Genomic DNA, 23,057 nt, shown 5'->3' on the forward strand with positions numbered 1-23,057 from the left:
ATCAGCTTATGATCAAGTCCGTTTTAAATGGTTTCTTCTGTACGGTTTTCCTGGTCCAGACCTCGCTGCCGGCCTTTGCCGGCGGGCTGACGCCGGATGGTGCGGCCGCTTCCGGTAACCGGCCTGAGATCATCGCGGCGCCAAACGGCGTGCCGGTACAGAACATCGTCACCCCAAACGCACAAGGCCTGTCCCACAACAAGTTCACCGATTTCAATGTCGGCAAGAACGGCCTCATCCTCAACAATTCCAAGGGTGTCGGCCAAAGCAACCTGGGCGGCTACATCGCCGGCAACCCCAATCTTCAAGGCTCCGGCCCGGCAACGGTGATCCTGAACGAAGTCACCTCGTCCAACCGGTCTCTGTTGCAGGGCGCGACGGAGCTGCACGGCGGGCAGGCGGACTACATCCTCGCCAACCCAAACGGCATCACCTGTAACGGCTGCGGCTTCATCAACATTCCGCGGGCGACCCTGACGACCGGCGTGCCGCAGGTCGATACCGGAACGCTGAAGGGTTTCTCTGTCGACCGGGGCACCGTCACCATCGGCGCGGACGGCGTGGCGGCGGAGAGCGTTGACTATTTCGACATCGTCTCGCGCGCGGTCGAAATCAACGGCAAGATCCACGCAGGCGAAAACCTCGGCGTCTTTGCCGGACGCAACGACTACGACTATGCCAACCGCTCGGTTGCGGCCAAGGCCGGGTCGGCGGCGGACAAGCCGGAATTTGCCATCGATTCCTCCGCGCTTGGTGGCATGTATGCCGGCCGCATCAAGCTGATCGGCACGGAAAGCGGCGTCGGTGTGCGTGCTCCGGAAAGCGCGACCGCAGCCACCGGCGATTTTCAGATCACTGCCGACGGCAAGCTGGTGCTTGGCGGCACGGTTTCTGCCCGCAAGACCTTGCGTGCCCAGTCTGTCAACGGGTCGGTGGAAGTTCAGCAAAATGCGTCCGTCTACGGCCAGGAAACGCTGATCCTGAAGGCCGGTGGAGATATCAAGGTTGCCAAGGAGGCAACCCTTGGTGCCGGCAACCAGGTGGAGCTGGAAGCGGCAGGCGTCGATTTTGACGAGGCGCAGCTCCTGGCGGGCATGGCGCCCGGCGGCACGCTGGCAGCAGGGGTCGGTTCCATCAGGGTGGCAACGACGGGCCTGGCCGATTTTTCCGCTGCCAGCCACCTTCAGGCGGGCGAGGCCATCACCTTCAACGTCGGCGCGCTTCAGCAATCCGGAACCGTTGCCGCCGACACCTACACGGTGCGGGCATCAAACGACGTGGTCCTTGGCAGCGCATCGATCGCCAGTGCAATCGATGTCGCCTCCAGCCTTGGCGACGTCACGGTCGCCTCCGGATCGGTGCTTTATTCCGGCGGAGACCTTGCTCTTTCGGCAGCCGGCCGTTTGACCGTGGCAACGGCGGGCGAGGTCAACGCGCGCGACCATGTCGCGCTGACAGCACCGGTGATCGACATTTCCGGCGGCAAGGTTTTTGCCGGCGTCACGAGTGACGGCACGGCGATAACGGATGCCGGCACGTTGACGCTCACCGCATCCGGTTCGCTCAACGTGGCCGCCGGGTCCCGCATTCAGTCCGGCGACCTGACACGGATCACCGCCGGCACCTGGAACCAGCTCGGCGCGCTGGAGGTCGGCTCGCTGGCGCTTGATCTTGGTGGGCTTTCCCTCAGCGGCTCCGGTGCGACGGTCGCGGCACGGGATATCTCCGGCAGCATCACCGGCACTGCAACGCTTGCCGCTGCCGCCCCGGGGCTGACCGCCACCAACACGCTGGACCTCAGCGTCAACGATCTGACCGTTGCCGGGTTGCTGCGCGTGAACGGAAACGGCCAGCTGACCGTCGGCGGCACCCTGTCGGTGACCGGCAAACTGGAAGCGACCGGCGGGCTGACGGTCAACGGCGGAACCACCAGTGTTGCCTCCGGCGCTTACATCATTGCCAATGATGCTGCCCTGTTCGATGGGCTGGACAGCTTCACCAACCGGGGCGGTGTTCACGCAGGCAACGGCCTGACCATCCGCTCGGTCAACCTGGACAACCATGGCGGCGTTCTTGTTGCCGAAAACGGCCTGACGCTGGAAGGCCGCACGGCGGGCACCAAGGCGGCCAGCATCATCAACCGCAAGGGCGGGATCATTGAGGCACGGTCCGGAACGCTGACGATCCGGGCTGAAAGCCTGAAGAACATCACCGGTGTCACCTTCGACACCAAGACGACCGCATATGCCAATGAAGTCGTCGCCGGGGCCTATCCTCCCGACTGGCTGAAGGGCGGGTTCTCCAAATACTGGGCGGCCGGCGGCATCGGCGACTGGGACCAGTTCTGGGATACTGGCGGCGGGCCCGGCGGCTATGTGTTCGTGCCGCACCCGGAAAAGATCTCTGAGATTCTCAAGGCCAAAAATGCCACGGCAGCGGACTGGGACCAGAACTGGTGGAAGGAATACGCACCGACATCCATTCCCGAGTTCGATCCGGACAACGGCACCTATGACGACTGGCTGATGCTCGCCCCCGACGAGGACGGCGCAGCAGGTTCGGGCGATGTGGTGACCATCTTCGTCACCGAAGACACCTTTGAGCTGGTCGACCCGGTCGCGCGTATCGCGGCGCAGAACGGCAACATGGTGCTGGATGTCGGCACGCTGGAAAACGAATACAGCGAGATCGTTGCCTCCGGCGACATGCGCATCGACGGCACCAGCATCGTCAACGGCGGCAAGACCCTGACGCGGGTCATCACCATCCACCAGAGCTGGTCGAGCTACGAAACCCGCACGCTGGGCTTTGCCCCCTCGCACAAGTTTCTGGACAACGGGGTGCAAAGCAAGACGCTGAGCGCCGAAACCATCGATGCCGCTCCTGCGACCATCCACGCCGGCGGATCGCTGATCGGCAACCTGACAGGCACGCTCACCAACGAAGCCGGCGAGCCTTCCACCCCCGAAAAGCTGCAAAAGTCCACGCAGGACACGTCCATCGTTCAGCTCAACGCCAGCTCCCAGGCCCCGGCCTTCGACCCCGCGTCCTACAAGTTCAACGGCCAGCTTTTCAGCCGCGCTCCGGAAAGCAGCCCGTTCCTTTACGAAACCCGCTTCGCGTTCGTCGACATTGGCGCATTCTTCGGGTCGCAGTATTTCCTGGATACGGTCGGCATTCCCGACATCGACAAGCACATCCGCTCGCTTGGTGATGCCTATTTCGAAAGCCAGTATGTGGCAGAGCAGGTGCGCAGGGCCACGGGCCGCCGCTGGCTGTCCGCCGACCAGACCTCCGATGCCCTGCAGATGAAGACGCTGATCGACAACGCGGGCGCACAGGCCGAGGCGCTGGACCTGGCGTTCGGCGTGTCCTTGAGCGAGGAGCAGATCGCGCTCCTGACCAGCGACATCGTCTGGTACGAACGCGCGGTGGTGGACGGCGTCGAGGTGATCGCGCCCCGTCTCTACCTTGCCTCGACAACGGACCTCAACAAGACCGGCGCTGTCATCGCCGGGCGCAACACGACGCTGGAAGCAGCAGAAATCAGAAACGTTCGCGGCACGATCAAGGCCGACGAAACCCTGGTCGCCAGCGCCGCCGGCACTCTGCTCAACAGGTCCGGCACGATCAGCGGCAGGGATGTGACCCTGTCCGGCGAGACTGTCTCGATCGAAACCGCAACCCGGGCGACCGGCAACGGCACCACGGCCATCGGCGCCTGGGCCTATGAGCGCGGCACGGTGACGGCGGATGACACGCTGACCATCCGCAGCAATAACGACACCCGCATCACCGGGGCCGATCTTGCCAGCGGCGGCAGCCTGGAAATCGACGCCGGCCGGGACCTGGTGGTGACCGCCATCGAACTCGACAGCCATTTCGAGGCCAGTGGCCAGGCGGGCAGCAACCGTTACGATGTGCGCGAAAGCCAGACCCGTGTGTCCGGCTCCACCATCCAGGCGGCAGACGCAGCTGACCTCAAGGCAGGGCGTAACATTGCCGTGGAAGGCTCGCTGATTGCCAGCGACGGCACGGCCAGCCTGACAGCCGGTGAAAACGTCACCATCGGCACGGCGGAGGAAAGCCGGGAAGACCGGTCCGCGCGCAACAAAAGCGGCTTCCTGACCTCAAGTTCCAGGAAACGCGACAGCAGCAGCACCACGCAGGTTGGCTCCATGGTGACCGCGCTCGGCGATCTGGAGATCTCGGCCGGTGCAGGGGATGTGGTGGTCAAGGGCTCTGCCGTATCCTCCGAAAGCGACGTTGCCCTTTCGGCCGGGCGCGATGTGCGCCTGGAAGCTGCCCAGAACACCTCCGAAGACAGCAGAGTCGACAAGAAAAGCGGCTTCTTTGCAGAAACCGGCAACATGGGCGTGGTCGCCGGCTACAAGTCCGAGCGGCATACCTCCGACACCAGCTCGTTGACCCAGGTCACCTCGGCGGTGTCCGGCCGGAACGTTTCCATCGATGCCGGGCGCGATGTGGTCTCCGAAGCTGCCTCCGTCGCCGCCGACGAAGACCTTGGCATAACCGCCGGGCGCGACATCGTCCTGGACAGCGTCCACGATCTTTATGCCCATTCGGAAAGCCACAAGATCGACACCTTCGCGCTGTCGGTCGGCGCCTTCGAAAACATCTCCGGACCGGTGAAATCGCTGGCGGATGCGCCGCGCATGGCAACCTCGGGCAAGGGCAATCTCGGCTACCAGGCGCTTTCCGCGGTCTCCGCCGGGCTGAAGGCGGTCGACGCGCTCAACCAGCTCAACGCCATCCGCCAGGGCGGCACCATTGCCGGGGTACGCATCGGCATCGGCATCTCCCGCGAGGAAAGCAGCTCGTCGGAGGTTAGCGCCATCGCCCGCACCGCCACGCTGTCGGCGGGCAACGACATGTCCCTGGAGGCGGGGCGCGACATCACGGCCAAGGGCGCCCGGATCGACGCCGGCAACGATATCGCCATGGCGGCGGGGCGGGATGTGATCCTGGAATCGGCGCAAAACCATCTCGCCTATGAGGGCGAAAGCTCCAGCATGTCCGCGGGCATCGGGCTGACGCTTGGTGTCGGCGCCAGTGGCAAGAATGGCGCCCCCGGCGCCAGCCTCAGCCTGGGGCTGGATGTCTCCGGCCAGCAGAGTTCCTACAGCCAGTCGCAGACCTATCACACCAACACGGATGTGACGGCGGGCGGCAATGTGTCGGTCGAAACCGGCCGGGACCTTGCCCTGAAGGGCGCGCGGATCGAAGCCGACAGTGCCGATCTCGACATCGGCCGCAACCTCACGATCGAAAGCCGGCTGGACACGGCCGAAGGCTCCAACCAGAGCAGCGGCTACAGCGCCGGGGTTTCCGTTGGCATCGGGCTGGGAGCAGACGGCGCCGGGCCCACCTTCGGCGCCTCTGCCAGCGTCAATGGGGCCAAGGGCTCCAACAGCTCGGCCTGGGTGAACGCTCCCTCCGGCATCGTCACCGACAACGCGCTCAATGCCGATGTCGGCGAAACGACCTCCATCACCGGCGGGGTGATCGCCTCGCGCTCCGGCGACCTGACCCTTGAAACCGAGCGTCTGGAAACGGCGGATATCGACCTTCACCGCAAGGGGCGGCAGGTTTCCGGTTCGGTCGGCGTCAGCATCGGTTCCAATCCGGAAGGCAAGTCCAAACCGGGCATCACGGTGGAAGGGGCCTATTCCAACTCCGAGACTGAGGGTGTTGCCCGCGCCACCATCGGCGAGGGCGAGATCACCGTGCGCGACGGCGATGGCGACGGCCTCAAGGCCGCCGACCTGGAAGCCGAGGCCGACGCGGCAGAAGCCGAAGGCGACACGGCCCGCGCCGAAGCCCTGCGCACCGAAGCGGACCGGGAAGCGGCGGAAGACACCACCGCCACCGAAACCCAACTCGCCAACCTCAACCGTGACCCGGACGCGGTGGTGGAAGTGACCTCGCAGAAGCAGGAAGGGTTTGAGCTTTATGTGAGTGATACGGCGGTGCGGGACCTGGGCAAGGTTCTTTCCGAGTTAGGGCAGGCCATCGAAAAGCTGGATGTGTCTCCCCAACAACGCGAACTGCTAAAGCGCTTGGCCGCCTGCGGCGGTCGCCAAGGGTATAATCGGTACAACCCGCTGAACTGGATTGTTACTCCAGCCTACGCTGCGGACTGCTCTCAGACCGCGATTGAAGACCTCATGTTCGGGATCAAACGGGAGACGCTTGCCGAACTCGTAGAATTTTGTGAGAGCCTTGATCCCGGCGTTCAAGCCTATGCGAAGGCTGCTCTGGCAGCGCGCATTTTTGCAGACTTGCCAGCCGCTGACCGCGCTCAGCTGAAATCGATCACCAAATGGGACATCGAGAGCGTATCCGGGCTTTCTTATGACACGGTCTTGATGCTTGAGCTGGCGAACGAGGCATTGCACTGCCAGGCGCCAAGCTGCAAGAGCACCAAGAACCAGACGGTGCTCAAGCTCTACAATACTATTGGTCAGAAAGAGCTGCACCTCGCCACCTTCCTGAAGATGACGCCACCGAGCGAGAGCTCGTTGGGCTTCGATACGACGGGAATGAGCTGGTCGCAGTACATCACAGTTCTTCAGGCCGAGGAGTTGATTGCACAAGCGGGAGGGACAATTGCTGGACACGCAGTCGCAAAAGGCGGTTCATTCGTTGCTGCTCGACTTGGTGCCCAAGTAGCTGGTCGTTTCGCAAAACATGCCTCCAACACAGCTACAATAAGTGGAAAAACCTGCGTATATAGCTGCCAAGTTGATGGTGTGACACGATATGTAGGAATTACTGATGACATTGTTAAACGAGGACAAGCTCATATGCGCGAGAAGGGAATTGTTATTGACCAAATTCCAGGTATGGCTAACCTTTCCAGAGCCGATGCGCGTGCAGTTGAGCAAGTTCTCATCAACCTCTACGGCCTAGGCAAAAATGGCGGTTCTCTCATCAACAAAATCAACTCAATTTCCAAAGTCAATAAAACGACAAGATATGAGCAAGCACTAGTTCGTGGTGCAGAGCTTTTGAGGCAGCAAAGGTATCCAGGATTTTAAATGGCAAAACGGGCTAAAATTGGAGATGTAGTCCAGATTCTAACTTCAAAGGGGATCGCGTACGCTCAGTTTACACATAAAAATCAAAGATTTGGTTCTCTTTTGTCGATATTTGAGGGGTTTTATGCAACTTCGCCCAAGGATTTTTCCGAGGTAGTTCGAGGAAGACCTCAATTTCAGGCGTTTTTTCCTCTTCAGGCTGCTTTAGATGAAGGTTTGCTATCCATTGTTGCGAATGTCCCAGTCTCGGACTGCAACTACGAGTTTCCCAGATTTAGAACGCGGATTGTCGCGCCAGACGGACAATGTGGGCCTTGGTGGATTTGGGACGGCGAACACGAAGTGATGCTTGATCGAGAATTGACAGCTTCTGAATTGCGATATTCACTTCGCGGAATAATAAGTGCACCGCTTCTAATTGATAGAATTGAGCAGGGATATAAACCCGAAACTCACGATGTTTAGGCTGAGGTTAGTTTATTAATTTGCATAAAATTAGTTATAGTTGCTTAATTTATTTAAGCGTAAGACTTAAGTTAGGGATCGCGTTGTTATCGGAAGCTGTCTTGGGTTGAAAAAAGGTAATTGCAAATATTTCTGGAGAGCACTGATTTTAACAGGCTGAAAGTAGCTTGTAAATAATATGAACTACAAGACAATTTCAGTGTTTTTCTCGCGTGGTTCCTAACGCAATTCCCACGAAGTTACCTTTTTGCCTATCTCCAAGATTGATGCCTATGGTCAAAACAATTACTGAAGCATTGGAATACTATTCAAGCCGAGAACAAGTAATCAGATCCTTTGGTGGGGCCATTTTAAAGGAAAGAGTCAATCCACTAGTGGAGTTAGACCAAGTTGTAAGAGGTTTAGGTTTATCTAGGAGTTATACTGATTTTGTTAGTCAGTACCAAGTCGAGGGGGTTTCATTAGGTTTTTTTGATTTGTGTCCAGGAGACAATGTTAGTGTTCTCGATTCACTGAGAGCGCTAAACGGACAATTTCAAAATCCGTTACTTCCCGACAATTTAGTTAACGTAGCTTCTTTTGAAGCAGACATTGTTGGGATTGCAAAAGCGAGCCCTTATCATGGCGACGGTTCTGTTTATTTTGTTGATATTACCACTGCGCCGGGCGCCCGTGTGAGGCCTTTAGCAAGTACATTTGAAAATTTTATTGTTTTGGCAAGTGCCTTAGACAAAATTGTAGTTGAGGAGACAGATAATCCAACAAGCGCTATAATAGAATTAGCGCTTGAGGTTGGTTCTGATGACTATGCTGAAAGCTGGAGGCATATTGCAGGTATGGTTGCTTAGTGTGTTTAAATTTTTTATTGTATTTATTTACAATATTTCAAAACAGAATGCTGCCGTTCGGTTGGATATGTATTTTAGGTAAAATCTGTAAGGACTTCGAAATATTTGCTGTGACGACTTCAGCCGGGAATGTCTGGGAACTGTCGTCGACAACTCGATCTCCAGGGCCCGGGCCGCACGGGACCTGAACGGGATCGCTGAGCGCCGCACTCGCTATTCCTTAATGGTGGTCAGCGACAATGGTACGGAACTCACTTCAACGCCATTCTCAAATGGCAGCAGGACCGCAGCGTCGAATGGCACTACATCGCGCCGGGAAAACCGATGCAAAATGGTTTTGTCGAGAGCTTCAACGGCCGGCTAAGGGATGAATGCCTCAACGAACATCTGTTCCGCAGCTACCGACACGCCCGGGACATCATTGAAACCTGGAGGATCGACTACAATCTGGAACGACCGCATACGAGCCTCGACGGTCTCACTCCCCATGAATTTGCAAACCAGTCCAGCAAAGATCACACCGTGAACAGAGCTTACTTATGAACGCGGACATTCAGGGGAGCAGGTCAGCCTCAACCGCCGTCAGGTATGACTCGCGCTGAGCGAAAGAAATATGTTCGCGAAAGAACTCATATTGTGCAGGATGATTGATATGCGATCCTTTTTATCAGCGGTAAATATTGAACTTCCGCTCCGTATTTCATTTTCATCTTGGGATGAAACAACTTTAGTAATCTCCGGCGAAAGCTGGAGTTTTAGTACGCAATCGGTTTGGCGGATATTTGATGGCAAGGGCATCTTCCTAGGATGCTTAGATGACCAATCTCTAGGAGTTTCTTCAATCCTAAATGGAAGCACTGTCGTCGGAGTCGATTTCCAATCACCAGACAGACCTATTGATTTGGTTTTTCGGTTGGAAGGCGGAAAGGATCTAGAAATTTTTTCAACGGATCTGGATGAGCCGTGGGTGTTAACATTACCGCAATTCGGGGTTTTCGTTGGGACCGGTGAGAGAATATTGTAGAGGCATCTCCTCCGCCACCTGATCCGAACCCTTAGCGCGCTGCTTTTCGTAACACTAGGGACGGTTGCATTATTTGCTGCGCCCAGGGATTGGGCGCAGGTCAGCTATTCTGTGGTTGCGCAGGAACTAAACTCTCAGCCGGTCAATCTGATGAACTAAATAGCCCCGCGTTTACTGGACGCTCTCGGCTTTCCTTTTCTGCTGCCGTTCGAACTCGACGGGTGACCGGATCCTATTTCTGGCGTGTTTGCGCTTTGATTTGTAGAATATCCGGATAGCCCGTTCGATAATCTGCGCCACCGCATTCCATCGAAATTCAACGCCTCTTGATCGATCAATTGTTTCGAGCTGTGGTAGCGAGAGCGCCTGATCGATTCTCAGGCGCAGCATCCAGGTTTGAGTATGAACAAGGTTATGAAGTCGGAAGCTCTAGTGTCGGAATTCAGGGGGGCTCTAGAGCGACCGGCGTCAGTTCAGCGGCCGTAATACAAGGTTTTTGAATGATGTCGGTACTAGCGACAATTGATATCGAGGGGACGTTCAAAGAGGTTGATAGCTTCGAAGCTCTGGCTGCCTTTCTCCGCCAATCAGCTGCCCGCGTAAATTTCGACGGCACACTTCGCTTAACCGTTGAAGATGAGGATGGCAGGGAATATCGAGAATTAATTTGCGATGAAAATGATTACATGGAAATAGTGAAATTATCATTCGAAAGCAAAGATGTATCTGGTATTTATGCGGAAATTCAGATTGATGGAGAGGGACACTACTTTTTGTTTTTGCTGCCTTCAGCTGGTGTTTTTTCAATTGGCGTAGAAGGAGGGCGCAAGACCGTTGGAGAAAGTTGTACGGATTTCAGTTGGTATCTTCAGAAAATTGGATTGCCCATCAAGAAGATGCTTCCGGGAGTATACGCTCTGAAATGCCAAGACTTGTATTGATGGACTTGCCCAGAAAAAGTGAACCACACCTGGTTTACTGGAGGCTCCAGCTCCTGAATGGAGTAGAGCAGGTTAAGCAAAACAAATAACATGCCGATGTCGGCGAAACGACCTCCATCACCGGCGGGGTGATCGCCTCGCGCTCCGGCGACCTGACCCTTGAAACCGAGCGTCTGGAAACGGCGGATATCGACCTTCACCGCAAGGGACGGCAGGTTTCCGGCTCGGTCGGCGTCAGCATCGGCTCCAATCCGGAAGGCAAGTCCAAACCGGGCATCACGGTGGAAGGGGCCTATTCCAATTCCGAGACCGAGGGCGTTGCCCGCGCCACCATCGGCGAGGGCGAGATCACCGTGCGCGACGGCGATGGCGACGGCCTCAAGGCCGCCGACCTGGAAGCCGAGGCCGACGCGGCAGAAGCCGAAGGCGACACGGCCCGCGCCGAAGCCCTGCGCACCGAAGCGGACCGGGAAGCGGCGGAAGACACCACCGCCACCGAAACCCAACTCGCCAACCTCAACCGCGACCCGGATGCGGTGGTGGAAGTGACCTCGCAGAAGCAGGAAGGGTTTGAGCTTTATGTGAGTGATACGAGTGTCAGGGATGCTTTCAAAGCCGTCAAACTGGTTGGGCACGCAGCTTCTTCAATCGTTTCCAGTGTCATGGAAAGGATGGGAGATGAAAACCCAGGTTTAAAAGACCTGGCCCAAGCCAAACGTGCGGGACACCTTTCGGACGAAGCGATCCTGACACAGCTTGCTGGTTGCAACCCTCAGCATGGCTTTAATCTCTGGCAATTGTTCGTTTCACCTGCCTACGCACAAGGAACTTGCTCCGTTACGACATCCAATGGGTATGTCATTAACCTGAGCGACGAAGAGACACGCCAATGCCTTGAGATCTATCTCGGCACTATGATCGCCAACCCGGAGGATGCCGGTCGTTGGGCGGATCTGCTCCGCAACGGGAACCTCACGGCTCCGGTCAGGGCAATGGGCGCAATCGCGGCCATGTCAAACGGCCCGTATGTAACAGGCTACGGAGAAGATGGCGAAGACCTTGTAACGACAGACGGCAATGGTCGTTTCCTCTATAAGAATACGGTTACAGGTGACTTATTCTTTGCCAATCCGCTGGATGTGGGGGATCCGGCAGTCATTTCTTGAAGTGGTCCCGGAAATCCGGACAGGTTGCTAAGGTGTATCCCATTAATTTGAAGGGATACGAGAATGGCGAAACGCCGGAATTTTTCGGACGCGTTTAAAGCGAAGGTCGCGCTTGAGGCATTGCGGGGTGACAAGACGATCCAGGAGATCGCAGCCAAGTATCAGGTACATCCGAACCAGGTGAGCACGTGGAAACGTCAGGCTGTCGAAGGCATGGCGGATGTGTTCGCCCGTGGAGGCAAATCCGAGGGGCCGACGGAAGCGGAGGTCAAGGAATTGCACGCCAAGATCGGGAGGCTGAGCGTCGAGAACGATTTATATGAGGCCGTTTCTGTCAATAGGGTTGCAAAGCACCATCACCCGCAGAGCGCGAGTGCTAATACGTTATAGTTCGGACGGTTCGATCGTTGCGCGACGGTCATGCGGATATGCCCGCATCAACTTATATCCGGTAGCTCCATGACGGCTGACCACAATCTTGCATTCACGCGGACGGATCGGGGACGGGTTCACACTTTTTGCCGGCGCTCCGAGGGTGCGCCAATCGTTGACACGACGCCCGTCATCCCGCCCTCAGACCTCTGGCCGGAGGTCTGAAGCTCTTTCGTTCTTCAGTTTATGCCATGGTTGGTGACAGTCGTGCCCTCTCTGGCAGAACGCCTGTTTCCACGTAGCGCCACAGCACAATGGCAAGCTTGCGGGCCAGTGCGATCAGCATAATCCGGCGCATGCGGCCGCCCTGGCCTTGTGTTCGAGTCAGATACCAGCGCGAAAGGGGACTGTCTGGCTGATATTTGATCCAGAGCCAGGCGATCTCAATCAGAATGCGCCGTGCCCACGCGTTGCCAGCCTTGGAAATGCCTTGGCATTTGGTCACAGTTCCGCTGTCGTATGCGCTCGGTGTCAGGCCAAGATACGACGCCAAATGGCGGCGCGATGCGAACGTTCGTGCAAAGACTTCGCGGGCAAGAATGGCGGAGGCTGTTCCGCCGATACCATGAAGCTGCTCAAGATCCAGTCGCTTCTGTTCGACTGCTGGGGACTGCGCATCGGCTGTGTCGCGCTCCTTCTCGACCTCACGCAGTTGATCTTCGACCATGATCAGGCGGGCATATTCGCGCTTTAATTCCGCGAGAAGACGTCGTGGGAGCCTGTGTCCCTCCGCTGTCTGGAGTTGGGTGAAGTCAATGCGGTTTCGGCGCTGCCTTGGTTCAACGTCACGAATGCCCTGGGCAAAGAGCAGCCCCTTGATCCGGTTGACGTGGGCTGTGCGCTCATGGATGAGCCTGTCCCGCTCGCGATGTGACCTGCGTGCGTCTTCTTCTTCGACGCTCAATATGCGCACTTGCGCGCAGACATGACGTTCCCCGCGATCAAGTGCTGCCAGCGCCCTGAGCATCGCCAAAGCATCGATACGATCCGTCTTGACCCGTCGCGCCCGGCGATTGACCTGCAGGCTTGCTGGATCGAGCACGCGAACATCAAAGCCTTGGGCGATCAGAAAGCGGGCAAGCCAGAAACCGTCATGCCCGGCCTCAAAGCAAATGATCATACGCCCACTGCTGTGTGTAGCGGCCAGTCGTCGAAGAAGCCCCTTCGTGTCACCACCAGAAAGTCGATGTATCGACGGCTTGTCGCGGTCCGGATGGGCGATGCCGACGATCCAGCTGCGCTTGCTGAGCTCAATCGCTACGTAGGCCGTCGAGTTTGCGTCGTGATACTGATCCATAGTGTGCCTCCCGTATCAAATTAACGCGGTCAGCCTATCCGAGAGCCAGAGCCGCTCTCATAGGATCTTTTTAGCGCAAGGGCTCAAGAAGTGAGCCCGGCAAAGAAGAAGGCGATGATCCGCCGGGACCATCCGGATCTGAGCATCAGTCAGCAATGCAAATTGGTGAAGTTGAGCCGTGCGGCGTTCTACTACATGCCAGTCGGGGTCAGCGGGGCAACGCTGGAATTGATGAAGGCCATCGACCGGGCCTTCACCAAATATCCGTTTTTTGGAAGCCGACAGATTGCTGCCTATCTGCGCCGCGACGGTATCGTGGTCGGCCGCCATCGGGTTCGCCGTCTGATGGCGAAGATGGGACTGGAAGCGATCTACAAACGGCCGAGAACCAGCCAACCGCATCCGCAGCACAAGGTTTATCCCTATCTGCTGCGGGGCATGACGATCGGCCGGCCGAACCAGGTCTGGTGTTCGGACATCACGTTCATCCCCGTGAAGCACGGTTTTCTGTATCTGGTTGCGATTATGGATTGGGCGACACGGAAAGTTCTGAGCTGGTGGCTGTCGAATACGATGCACGCCGACTTCTGCGTCGAAGCCTTGAACGAGGCTATCGCCCGGTTCGGACCGCCGGAGATCATGAATACCGATCAGGGATCTCAGTTCACTGGATCGGCCTGGATCACCACGCTGACCGAAGCTGGCATACGCATCTCGATGGACGGGCGTGGCCGGTGCATGGACAACATCTTCATCGAACGGCTGTGGCGATCCTTGAAGCAGGAAGCGGTTTATCTCGAAGACCTGACCGACGGCTTCAAGGCGCACGGTGTCATTCGTAACTGGATGAAATTTTACAACACCGAACGGCCTCATTCAGCCCTTGAGCACAAAACCCCGAGGGAGGTATATTGGGCTGACAGAAACCTGAAATTGGCGGCATGAAAACCAACCTGGATACACCTTAAACAAGCCGCTGACCTGTCCGGAAAACCAGGACCACTTCACTCCACGCTGATGTTTCTGAGAGACTTGAACCAGTATTTCCCTCGGGTGCAAACCGCAACGCGAGAAGCCTTTAAAAAGCACAGACGATCACTTTGATCCCGTATTTCGGCGCGCCTTCATTCAAAGTCGAGTGAAATGATGCACTGAGCCCGAAGTTTGGATCGCCGGAGGTTGGAGTTTTGCTGCATCTGCTCTGATCCCCGAAAACTTCGATGCCTTCATCGCTTCCGCTCCTTCTCCCAGCCGAGATCCTAGCGCGGAAAACTCTGACGTGCTCCCCTGAAATTTCCCCGTTTTGAGGTTAGCCCGTTTCCAATTCGCACTTTACCCAACTTCACCGCGCTGAGGTGACCTGTTCCGGTCATATCCCCGTTGCTTGATGTAGTCGCGGAGCAGGCCCACCCGGTTGGGGCGGAAGCTTTCGGTGCCGCGCGCCAGGGAGGCGATCCGGCTGACGTGAAAATGGCGGTAATCTTGCCGCAGGCGGCAATGGGCGAGCAGCAGCAGAGAGGTTTCGCTGTAGGACAGGCCCATCGGCCAGATTTCCCGGGTTGTCGTCCGTTCCTGCAGGTCGCGATAGGTGATGATCAGGCTGAACTCTTCCCAGCAGGCCTCGCGCAACAGGTCGAGATCCACCGTCACCGGCGGGCGCTTGTCCGGCTGCCGCCAGCTGCGCATCACCGTGTGCATGGCCTGGCGGGCCTGCCGGTCGGGCAGGGTGGCGATGATGCGGGCCATGGCGTTTCGGCCGGCCTTTTTCAGTGTCTCGTCGCCGATCTGGTCCAGCCCGCTTTGCGCCAGCATCAATGCCTCGATTTCCAGCCGGGAGAAACTCTGCGGCGGCAGCACGGGATCTTCCGTCAAGGTGTAGCCGACGCCGGCGGCCCCGTCGATCAGCGCGCCACCCGCACGCAAGGTCGCGATGTCGCGGTAGAGCTGGCGCAGGGAAACGCCGGTCTCTTCTGAAAGACGTGCGGCGGTGACCGGTTGGGGAAGGCGCCTGAGGGTATCCATCAGACGCATCAGCCTGTCCATGCGGGCCATTTTTGCTCCTGCCGTAAATTGTCAGCAGGGGGAAGCTATACCTCTGGCATCGCAAAGAAAAGGAGCTTTCCCATGATGACGCTTTACCATTCCCCCAACAGCCGGTCTTCGGCGATCGTAACCCTGATCGAAGAGCTGGGCGCCGACGTCGAGGTGAAGGAAGTGACGGTTCGCCGGCAGGATGGCTCAGGCGGGCCGGATGCATCCAACCCGCATCCGGAAAAGAAGGTGCCCTACCTGGTGGATGGTGCCGAGGGGATCCGCGAGCGCGGCGCGATCATGCTTTATCTCACCGACAAGTTTCCCGAAGCCGGGCTTGGGCCGATCAAAGGCCAGCCGGGCCGCGGGGAGTATCTGTCCTGGCTGTTCTACTATCAGGGCGTGATGGAGCCGATCATCATCCTGAAATTCGCCCAGTTTACGCATCCGGCCGTGGAAGCAAGCCTGCGCGATTTCGACACGATGGTCGCGCGGCTGGCGGAAACGCTGGAAAAGCAGCCTTACCTGCTGGGCGAAGCCTATTCCGCAGTCGACCTGTTGTGCAGTGGTCCGTTCCTGTGGCTGCCGGACATGTTGCCGGACAACGAGGCGATCCGTGACTGGGTGAAGCGGTGCAGCGAACGCCCTGCCACCGTGCGGACGCTGGAGCGTGAGCGCAAGGCGGCCTGAGAGGTTTTGAAGCTCTGCTGACGCTGTGGCCTGCCGGGTATTGCCCGGTGGGCCATATCTGTTTGCGCTGTGACCATGAAAGCGGTGGGCTGCCCGCTGGTTATCGTGATCGCTCGTGAGCCAGGTCTTCCGCCGCTAGGGGCGTGTCAGCGTCTCTTGCCGAAGGTCGGTTTGCCGGCGCCTGCATCGGGCCGGTTGCGGCGCACGGAGGCGCGCTCGTCGGCATGCGGTTCATCCATGTGGCGGCGCTGGAAAAAGTTGTCCGGACTGTCGCGGCGATGGTCAGGCTCGTTGTTTCTCAGGGCTTCTTCGGAGCTTCGCAGCACTTGCGCACGCTGCGCGGCGACCGGGCGTTTCTCGCCGATGAACTGCACGCCGCAGCGCAGGCCTTCTTCCCATCGCCGTTCGCAAGTGACTTCATAATCTTCCAGATCGATGTGCAGGTCGAACTCTTTCGGCAGCATGTAGGCCTGCTCGAACTCCAGCAGGGCACCGCCATCGGAAATGTTGCGGACGATACAGGGGATCGACCGCAGCCCGTTTTGAAAGATCATCTTGCCTTTCTTGAAGACGCGTGCCCGCCGCTCGCGTGGCATGTGTTCGCTGGCGCTCTCATCCGCCATCTGGGGCGCGAAGGGTTTGGCGGCGTCCGGCATGGATCTCTCGCATTCTCTTGGTGTCCAAGGGCACATTAAACCCCAATCGTGGTTAGTATAGGCTCAAAGCCCTTGCCAATCGGTGAATCCACGTAGGCCAGACCTGCCCGGACCGGGTTTCGCGCCTTGTGGGGAGGAACAAAAGCGCCTAAGCCGCCGTCAGAGAAACCTGAGCTTTTTCTATTCTTGCGAAAACGTGGAACACCATTCCTTGAATTGATACACTGTCCCTTTCTATTTACGGGAGAGCCACGCGAGCGAACAGCGCGGGGGGCAATATTTCCCGGCGCAAATTGAGGCATCGATGACTGAAGACCAGATATTTTTCTTGAACCGGCTGGCCCTGAGGGCCGGAGAGGAAATCCTCAAAATCTACGCGGAACCGTTTGAGGTCGAGAACAAGGTCGACGGGTCTCCGGTGACCAAGGCAGACGCTGCGGCGGAAGAAATCATTCTCGCAGGCCTTGCGGAAAAGTTTCCCGATATCCCGGTGGTGGCCGAAGAAGCCGTCGAAGCCGGCACGCTGCCTTCGGCGGGCGCGCGGTACTTTCTTGTCGATCCGCTCGACGGAACCAAGGAATTCCTGAAGAAGAACGGCGAGTTCACCGTGAACATCGCCCTCATCGAAAACGGCCGGCCGGTCTTCGGTGTGGTCTCCGCTCCCGCTCTTGATGAGATTTACTGGGGCGGACAAATCGAGGGCAATGGAAGCGCTGAAACGAAGGCCTTCAAAGGGACGATCCACGATGGCGGGATCACCGACGTCGCGCCCATATCCGTTCGCACACCGCCGGTGGGCGGCATCAGCGTGCTCGCCAGCCGCTCTCATCTTTCGGAAGAAACTTCTGCCCTGATCTCACGGCTGAGTGTCGCCGAGCAGGTCAATGTCGGCTCGTCGCTGAAGCTGTGCTGGGTTGCTGCTGGTCGGGCCGATTTCTACCCGCGGCTGGCCCCCACCATGCAATGGGACATTGCCGCAGGCGATGCCATCGTACGCGCCGCAGGCGGAGCCGTTGTTCTGGCGGAGACCGGTGAAGATTTTGTCTACCGCGTGCCGGAAAACGCGCGCAAGGACGATTTGAGAAATCCCTATTTTCTGGCGACGGGGTGCAGAACCCTGCTGCGGGACGTAGCCCCGGCCGCCTGACGATTGGCAAATTGCGCGGGCGTCAGGCCCGTGTCCGATTTTTGATACGGCCGGTTCGCCGGCCAAACGGAAAAGCGAACATGAACATGCAATCTCACGGGATCACACCCGAGCGCCTCAGCAATCTGAAGCGGCTGGAAGCGGAAAGCATCCACATCATCCGCGAGGTCGCGGCGGAATTCTCCAACCCGGTAATGCTTTATTCCATCGGCAAGGATTCCGGCGTCATGCTGCATCTGGCGATGAAGGCGTTCTATCCGTCCAAGCCACCGTTTCCGCTGCTGCATGTGGACACGACCTGGAAATTCCGGGACATGATCACCTTTCGTGACGAGACCGCCGCGCGTCTCGGCATGGACCTGATTGTCCATACCAACCCGGAAGGGCTGGAAAAGAATATCGGCCCGTTTTCCCACGGCTCGTCGGTTCACACCCACATCATGAAGACCGAAGCGCTGAAACAGGCGCTCAACAAATACGGCTTCGATGCCGCCTTTGGCGGAGCGCGCCGGGACGAGGAAAAGTCCCGCGCCAAGGAGCGCGTCTTCTCGTTCCGCAATGCCAATCACGGCTGGGACCCGAAGAACCAGCGGCCGGAACTGTGGAACCTCTACAATGCCCGCGTGGCAAAGGGCGAGAGCATCCGCGCGTTTCCGCTGTCCAACTGGACCGAGCTGGATATCTGGCAGTACATCCTGACGGAAGACATCCCCATGGTGCCGCTCTATTTTGCCGCCAGGCGGCCTGTGGTGAACCGCGACGGCATGCTGATCATGGTCGATGACGACCGCATGAAGCTGCAGCCGGGTGAAGTGATCGAGGAAAAGATGGTCCGCTTCCGCACGCTCGGCTGCTACCCGCTGACCGGCGCCATTGAATCGGATGCCGACACGCTGCCCGCCATTGTCCGCGAAATGCTGATTGCCCGTACATCCGAGCGCCAGGGCCGGCTCATCGACAAGGATGAAAGCGCGTCGATGGAGAAGAAGAAGCGGGAAGGATATTTCTAAGATGTCGATCGAAAACATTGAGGAAGCTGCAGAGACAGCCGTCACCGAATATATCCTGGCGCAGGAAAGCAAGGACCAGCTCCGTTTCCTGACCTGCGGTTCCGTCGATGACGGCAAGTCGACCCTGATCGGCCGTCTGCTCTATGACACCAAGCTGATCTTCGAAGATCAGTTGGCCGCGCTGGAACGCGATTCCAGAAAACATGGCACCGTGGGTGAGGACATCGACCTGGCGCTGCTGGTCGATGGCCTTGAGGCAGAGCGCGAGCAGGGCATCACCATCGATGTCGCCTACCGGTTCTTCGCGACCGAAAAGCGCAAGTTCATCGTTGCCGATACCCCGGGCCACGAACAATACACCCGCAACATGGCCACCGGCGCTTCCACGGCCGATCTCGCCGTGCTGCTGGTCGATGCGCGTAACGGCCTGATGGTCCAGACCCGCCGCCATGCCTTCATCGCGTCTCTGCTGGGCATCCGCCACGTTGTTTTGGCCATCAACAAGATCGACCTTGTCGGCTATTCCCAGGAACGCTTCGAGGAAATCCGCAAGGAATTTGAGGTCTTCGCCAACGGGTTTGACTTCGAAACCCTTCAGGCCATCCCGATGTCGGCACGCTATGGCGACAATGTCACCGGGCGCAGCGACAAGATGGACTGGTACTCCGGTCCGACTTTGCTGGAGCATCTGGAAACCGTCCAGGTGGGCGAACACATTCTGGAAGCGCCGTTCCGCTTTCCGGTGCAGTGGGTCAATCGGCCCAACCTCGATTTCCGCGGCTATTCCGGCACGGTTGCCAGCGGACAGGTGGCTGTGGGCGACGAGGTTGTGGTTGCCGGTCCTGCAAAACAGTCCAGGGTGAAGTCGATCATCGGTGCAAGCGGCGAAGTCAGCTCGGCCCGGGCCGGCGAGGCGGTCACCATCTCGCTGGAAGATGAAATCGACATCTCCCGCGGCGATCTTCTGACCTCGACCGCCCATCGCCCGGATGTCGCCGACCAGTTCGCAGCCCATGTGATCTGGATGTCCGACGAGCCGCTGCTGCCGGGACGGTCCTATCTTCTGAAGATCGGCACACGCACGGTCACGGCAACGGTCTCGGAGATCAAACACAAGATCAACGTCAACACCTTCGAGCATGTGGCCGGCAAGACGCTGACGCTGAACGAAATCGCGTTCTGCAATTTCTCGCTGTCCTCGGCCGTGCCGTTCGATCCCTATGAGGCCAACCACACGACCGGTTCCTTTATCCTGATCGACCGGATGAGCAATTCGACGGTTGGCGCGGGCATGGTCTGGTTCGCGCTGCGCCGGGCAAGCAACATTCACTGGCAGGCGCTGGACGTCGACAAGAAGGCCCGTTCCGAAAAGCTAGGCCAGAAGCCGGCGATCCTGTGGTTCACCGGTCTGTCCGGTTCCGGGAAATCGACCATCGCCTCGATTGTCGAAAAGAAGCTGCACATTGACGGGCGCCACACCTACACGCTCGACGGCGACAACGTGCGTCACGGGCTCAACAAGGACCTGGGCTTCACCGATGCCGACCGGGTGGAAAACATACGCCGCGTGGGTGAAGTCGCCAAGCTCTTTGCCGATGCGGGCCTGATCACGCTGGTGTCGTTCATCTCGCCGTTCCGCTCGGAACGTCAGATGGCGCGCGATCTTCTGGAAGACGGCGAGTTCATCGAGGTCTTTGTCGATACGCCCATCGAGGAGTGCCGCAAGCGCGACCCGAAAGGCCTTTATGCCAAGGCCGACAGGGGCGAGATCAAGAACTTCACCGGCATCGACAGCCCTTATGAAGCACCGGAAAACCCGGAACTTCATATCCGCAACGTCGGTCGCGACCCGGAAGAGGTTGCCGAAGAGATCATCGAGTACCTGCGCGAACGCGGCTACCTGAATACCTTCAGCGCCGACGGCGAAGGGATCTGACGGGCGAGCGAATGGGAGCGCGGCAGGGAGACATGTCGCACAGACCAGAAAGTGAGCCATTCGCGCTGCGACAGCGCGGGTGGCTTTTCGTTTGCGGAGGCGGATTGCGGACCTCCGGCAAGGTGCGTCCGGCAGACTTCGCCATTGCCCGTTTCCACGAAGCCTTTTAATACCTTGACTGACTGACTGTTACGTTCTTGCAAAATGAATTTTCGATCGAGAGGCTTTGGGTAAATCATGAAAACCGTTCTGGTGACTGGATCCGCAGGGTTTATCGGCTATTTCCTGTGCACACGACTTCTCAAGGATGGCTTTCGGGTGATTGGCCTTGATGCCATGACGGATTATTACGATGTCCGTCTGAAGGAACGCCGTCAGCAGATGCTGATGCAGAACGAGCATTTCAAGCCGATCAACGACCGGGTCGAGGCACCGGACCTGTTGATGTCCCTGTTCCGCACGGAGCGGCCGGATTTTGTCATTCATCTGGCAGCGCAGGCTGGCGTCCGCTACTCCATCGAGGCACCGCGCTCCTACCTGGAAAGCAACATTTGCGGCACCTTCGAACTGCTTGAAGCGGCCAGAGCCTTTCCGCCGGAACACATGCTGCTGGCGTCCACATCGTCCGCCTATGGCGCCAACACCGAAATGCCCTATACGGAGACCGACAAGGCCGACCACCAGATGTCGTTCTATGCGGCGACCAAGAAGGCAACAGAATCGATGGCGCATTCCTACGCCCATCTCTATGACCTGCCTGTGACCATGTTCCGCTTCTTCACGGTCTACGGGCCCTGGGGCCGGCCGGACATGGCTCTGTTCAAGTTCACCAAGGCGATCCTCGAAGGCAAGCCGATCGACGTTTATAACTACGGCGACATGAGACGGGATTTCACCTATGTGGAAGATCTGGTCGAAGGCATCCGGCTGCTGATGGATGCCGTGCCCGTTCGCCCGGCCGAGGGGGAAGGGGTTCGGGAAGGCGACAGTCTTTCGCCGGTCGCGCCCTGGCGTGTGGTCAACATCGGCAATTCCACCTGCGTCCAGTTGACCGAGTTCATCGAAGCCATTGAAGTGGCCACCGGCAGAACCGCCGAACGCAATCTGATGCCGATCCAGGCCGGCGACGTGCCGGCCACCTGGGCCAATGCGGATCTGCTGCAAAGCCTGACAGGTTACCGGCCAAAGACGACCGTGCAGGACGGCGTTGCCAGGTTCGTTGAATGGTACCGGGACTATTACCGGACCTGACGTCAGGCTGGGCCGGCGACAACGCCGAGGCCGTCAGGCACTGGAAGAAGACGTCGCTGGCAGCAATCAGGCGGGCTGAGGCGCCTGACAGACATCGACCCATTCCGCACCGGTGATTTCCGCCATGCGCTCCGGCGTGATCCTGACAGCGGCGTTGGTCGCGCCGGCGGCGGGAATGACCACATCATATTCCTTCAGCGAGATATCGCAGTAGACAGGCAGCGGCTGGGCGAGGCCAAACGGGCAGACGCCGCCGACGGGGTGTCCCGTGAGAGTTTCCACCTCGTCGAGGCCCAGCATCTTCACCTTGCCACCAAAGGTTGCTTTTGCTTTCTTGTTGTCCATGCGGGCATCGCCGCGGGCAACCACCAGAAAGATCCTGTCCTTGAGCTGAAATGACAGCGTCTTGGCAATCTGGCCGGGCTCGACCCCATGCGCCTTGGCGGCGAGGTCGACCGTGGCGCTGCTGTCTTCCGTCACGATGACTTCAAGCTCAGGGGCGGCACTGGCAAGGTGGTTGCGAACGCTTTCAAGACTCATGCTGCGGTATTTCCTCATGTCGGATCAAACAGGACCGGCAAGGAGGGATGCGCAAAGGCTGCGCTGGGCCGGACCACAATTTGTGCATATCAACAATTTCATTGTGCTGTAAATTAATAAAACATTCATGGTAATCTTAAACGGGTTTTAACCATTTGCGACTTAAACGGTACGATGTGTGGCTACGGATAAAAGGTTGCCGTCAGCCATTGTTTTAGTCGTTCAAGGATTGCCGAAATGGCGAGAGCCGCTGCAGCCGTTAATGAAGTTGAGTCCTCTGGTATGAAGAGGAAGAAACAGGCTGACCATGCGGCTCGTCGGGGTGGGTCAATGAATTTGCCATTTCTGGTGGCCAAAAATCTCCTGTTCTGGGGGACGATTCTGCTGAGCCTTTATGGTCTATATGCGGTGGTTGCCGCCATATAGCCTGCCGACGTGCGCTGCTCCTGACAGAGCCTGGCCGCTAAAAGCTTGCGGTCATGTCCAGCCCAGCCCGGCCTGTTTTACATCTCATTGTCGCGACCGTTTTGCCGGCTCCGCGCAGCCGGGACCGAACGCGCGT

General features: G+C 58.2%; 17 protein-coding genes and 1 pseudogene. 14 read left to right on the top strand and 4 right to left on the bottom strand.

Annotated elements, in window-relative coordinates:
* The first annotated feature begins 8 nt into the window (after positions 1-8).
* The 8 genes and pseudogenes from SIAM614_RS00275 to SIAM614_RS00300 all read left to right on the top strand — a co-directional run bounded on the left by SIAM614_RS00275 (position 9) and on the right by SIAM614_RS00300 (position 11,895).
* Positions 9-7,061: a two-partner secretion domain-containing protein gene (locus SIAM614_RS00275; protein WP_006931115.1), complete on the top strand. Its 7,053-nt coding sequence runs from the start codon at positions 9-11 to the stop codon at positions 7,059-7,061.
* Positions 7,062-7,526, top strand: coding sequence for a hypothetical protein (locus SIAM614_RS31070; protein ID WP_006931116.1), 465 nt, complete (start codon positions 7,062-7,064; stop codon positions 7,524-7,526).
* Positions 7,527-7,798: 272 nt separating this feature from the next.
* On the top strand, positions 7,799-8,374 hold the full coding sequence (locus SIAM614_RS31810; RefSeq protein ID WP_157139604.1) for a hypothetical protein: 576 nt from the start codon (positions 7,799-7,801) through the stop codon (positions 8,372-8,374).
* Between the two features lie 112 nt (positions 8,375-8,486).
* A pseudogene (locus SIAM614_RS32845) lies at positions 8,487-8,917 on the top strand (integrase core domain-containing protein); the annotation flags it as partial.
* A gap of 70 nt (positions 8,918-8,987) precedes the next feature.
* Positions 8,988-9,398, top strand: a complete 411-nt coding sequence (locus tag SIAM614_RS31815; protein ID WP_157139605.1) for a hypothetical protein — start codon at positions 8,988-8,990, stop codon at positions 9,396-9,398.
* Between the two features lie 500 nt (positions 9,399-9,898).
* The gene (locus SIAM614_RS00290) at positions 9,899-10,339 is read left to right on the top strand and encodes a hypothetical protein (protein ID WP_040438625.1); all 441 of its coding nucleotides are present in this window, start codon (positions 9,899-9,901) and stop codon (positions 10,337-10,339) included.
* Positions 10,340-10,467: 128 nt separating this feature from the next.
* A complete protein-coding gene (locus SIAM614_RS00295) occupies positions 10,468-11,505 on the top strand; it encodes a hypothetical protein (protein WP_006931124.1) in 1,038 nt (345 codons plus the stop codon).
* A 63-nt stretch (positions 11,506-11,568) separates the two neighbouring features.
* On the top strand, positions 11,569-11,895 hold the full coding sequence (locus SIAM614_RS00300; RefSeq protein WP_006931134.1) for a transposase: 327 nt from the start codon (positions 11,569-11,571) through the stop codon (positions 11,893-11,895).
* 226 nt (positions 11,896-12,121) lie between these two features.
* Here SIAM614_RS00300 and SIAM614_RS00305 read toward each other — a convergent pair whose 3' ends face one another.
* A complete protein-coding gene (locus tag SIAM614_RS00305; RefSeq protein WP_006931135.1) occupies positions 12,122-13,234 on the bottom strand; it encodes an IS110 family RNA-guided transposase in 1,113 nt (370 codons plus the stop codon).
* A 90-nt stretch (positions 13,235-13,324) separates the two neighbouring features.
* On the opposite strand from SIAM614_RS00305, the gene SIAM614_RS00310 reads away from it, so the two are divergent.
* Entirely contained in the window at positions 13,325-14,179 is an 855-nt protein-coding gene (locus SIAM614_RS00310; RefSeq protein WP_006931136.1) for an IS3 family transposase, read from the top strand.
* A 387-nt stretch (positions 14,180-14,566) separates the two neighbouring features.
* Here the strand turns inward: SIAM614_RS00310 and SIAM614_RS00315 are convergent, their stop codons facing one another.
* A complete protein-coding gene (locus SIAM614_RS00315) occupies positions 14,567-15,286 on the bottom strand; it encodes a helix-turn-helix transcriptional regulator (protein WP_006931137.1) in 720 nt (239 codons plus the stop codon).
* Between the two features lie 72 nt (positions 15,287-15,358).
* Here SIAM614_RS00315 and SIAM614_RS00320 point away from each other — a divergent pair, with 72 nt between their 5' ends.
* The gene (locus SIAM614_RS00320) at positions 15,359-15,955 is read left to right on the top strand and encodes a glutathione S-transferase family protein (protein ID WP_006931138.1); all 597 of its coding nucleotides are present in this window, start codon (positions 15,359-15,361) and stop codon (positions 15,953-15,955) included.
* Between the two features lie 146 nt (positions 15,956-16,101).
* Here the strand turns inward: SIAM614_RS00320 and SIAM614_RS00325 are convergent, their stop codons facing one another.
* Positions 16,102-16,611, bottom strand: coding sequence for a PilZ domain-containing protein (locus SIAM614_RS00325; protein ID WP_006931139.1), 510 nt, complete (start codon positions 16,609-16,611; stop codon positions 16,102-16,104).
* A gap of 304 nt (positions 16,612-16,915) precedes the next feature.
* Between SIAM614_RS00325 and cysQ the strand changes: the two genes are divergently transcribed.
* From cysQ to SIAM614_RS00345, 4 genes are all read left to right on the top strand, one after another.
* On the top strand, positions 16,916-17,758 hold the full coding sequence (gene cysQ / locus SIAM614_RS00330; RefSeq protein ID WP_006931140.1) for a 3'(2'),5'-bisphosphate nucleotidase CysQ: 843 nt from the start codon (positions 16,916-16,918) through the stop codon (positions 17,756-17,758).
* Positions 17,759-17,838: 80 nt separating this feature from the next.
* Entirely contained in the window at positions 17,839-18,768 is a 930-nt protein-coding gene (gene cysD / locus SIAM614_RS00335; RefSeq protein ID WP_006931141.1) for a sulfate adenylyltransferase subunit CysD, read from the top strand.
* Between the two features lies 1 nt (position 18,769).
* Positions 18,770-20,704, top strand: a complete 1,935-nt coding sequence (gene cysN / locus SIAM614_RS00340) for a sulfate adenylyltransferase subunit CysN (protein ID WP_006931142.1) — start codon at positions 18,770-18,772, stop codon at positions 20,702-20,704.
* A gap of 237 nt (positions 20,705-20,941) precedes the next feature.
* On the top strand, positions 20,942-21,955 hold the full coding sequence (locus tag SIAM614_RS00345; RefSeq protein ID WP_006931144.1) for an NAD-dependent epimerase/dehydratase family protein: 1,014 nt from the start codon (positions 20,942-20,944) through the stop codon (positions 21,953-21,955).
* A gap of 66 nt (positions 21,956-22,021) precedes the next feature.
* Here the strand turns inward: SIAM614_RS00345 and SIAM614_RS00350 are convergent, their stop codons facing one another.
* Positions 22,022-22,495, bottom strand: coding sequence for a YbaK/EbsC family protein (locus SIAM614_RS00350; protein WP_006931145.1), 474 nt, complete (start codon positions 22,493-22,495; stop codon positions 22,022-22,024).
* Positions 22,496-23,057: the final 562 nt, after the last annotated feature.

It is taken from the genome of Roseibium aggregatum IAM 12614, from assembly GCF_000168975.1.
GTDB classification, from domain to species: Bacteria; Pseudomonadota; Alphaproteobacteria; order Rhizobiales; family Stappiaceae; genus Roseibium; species Roseibium aggregatum.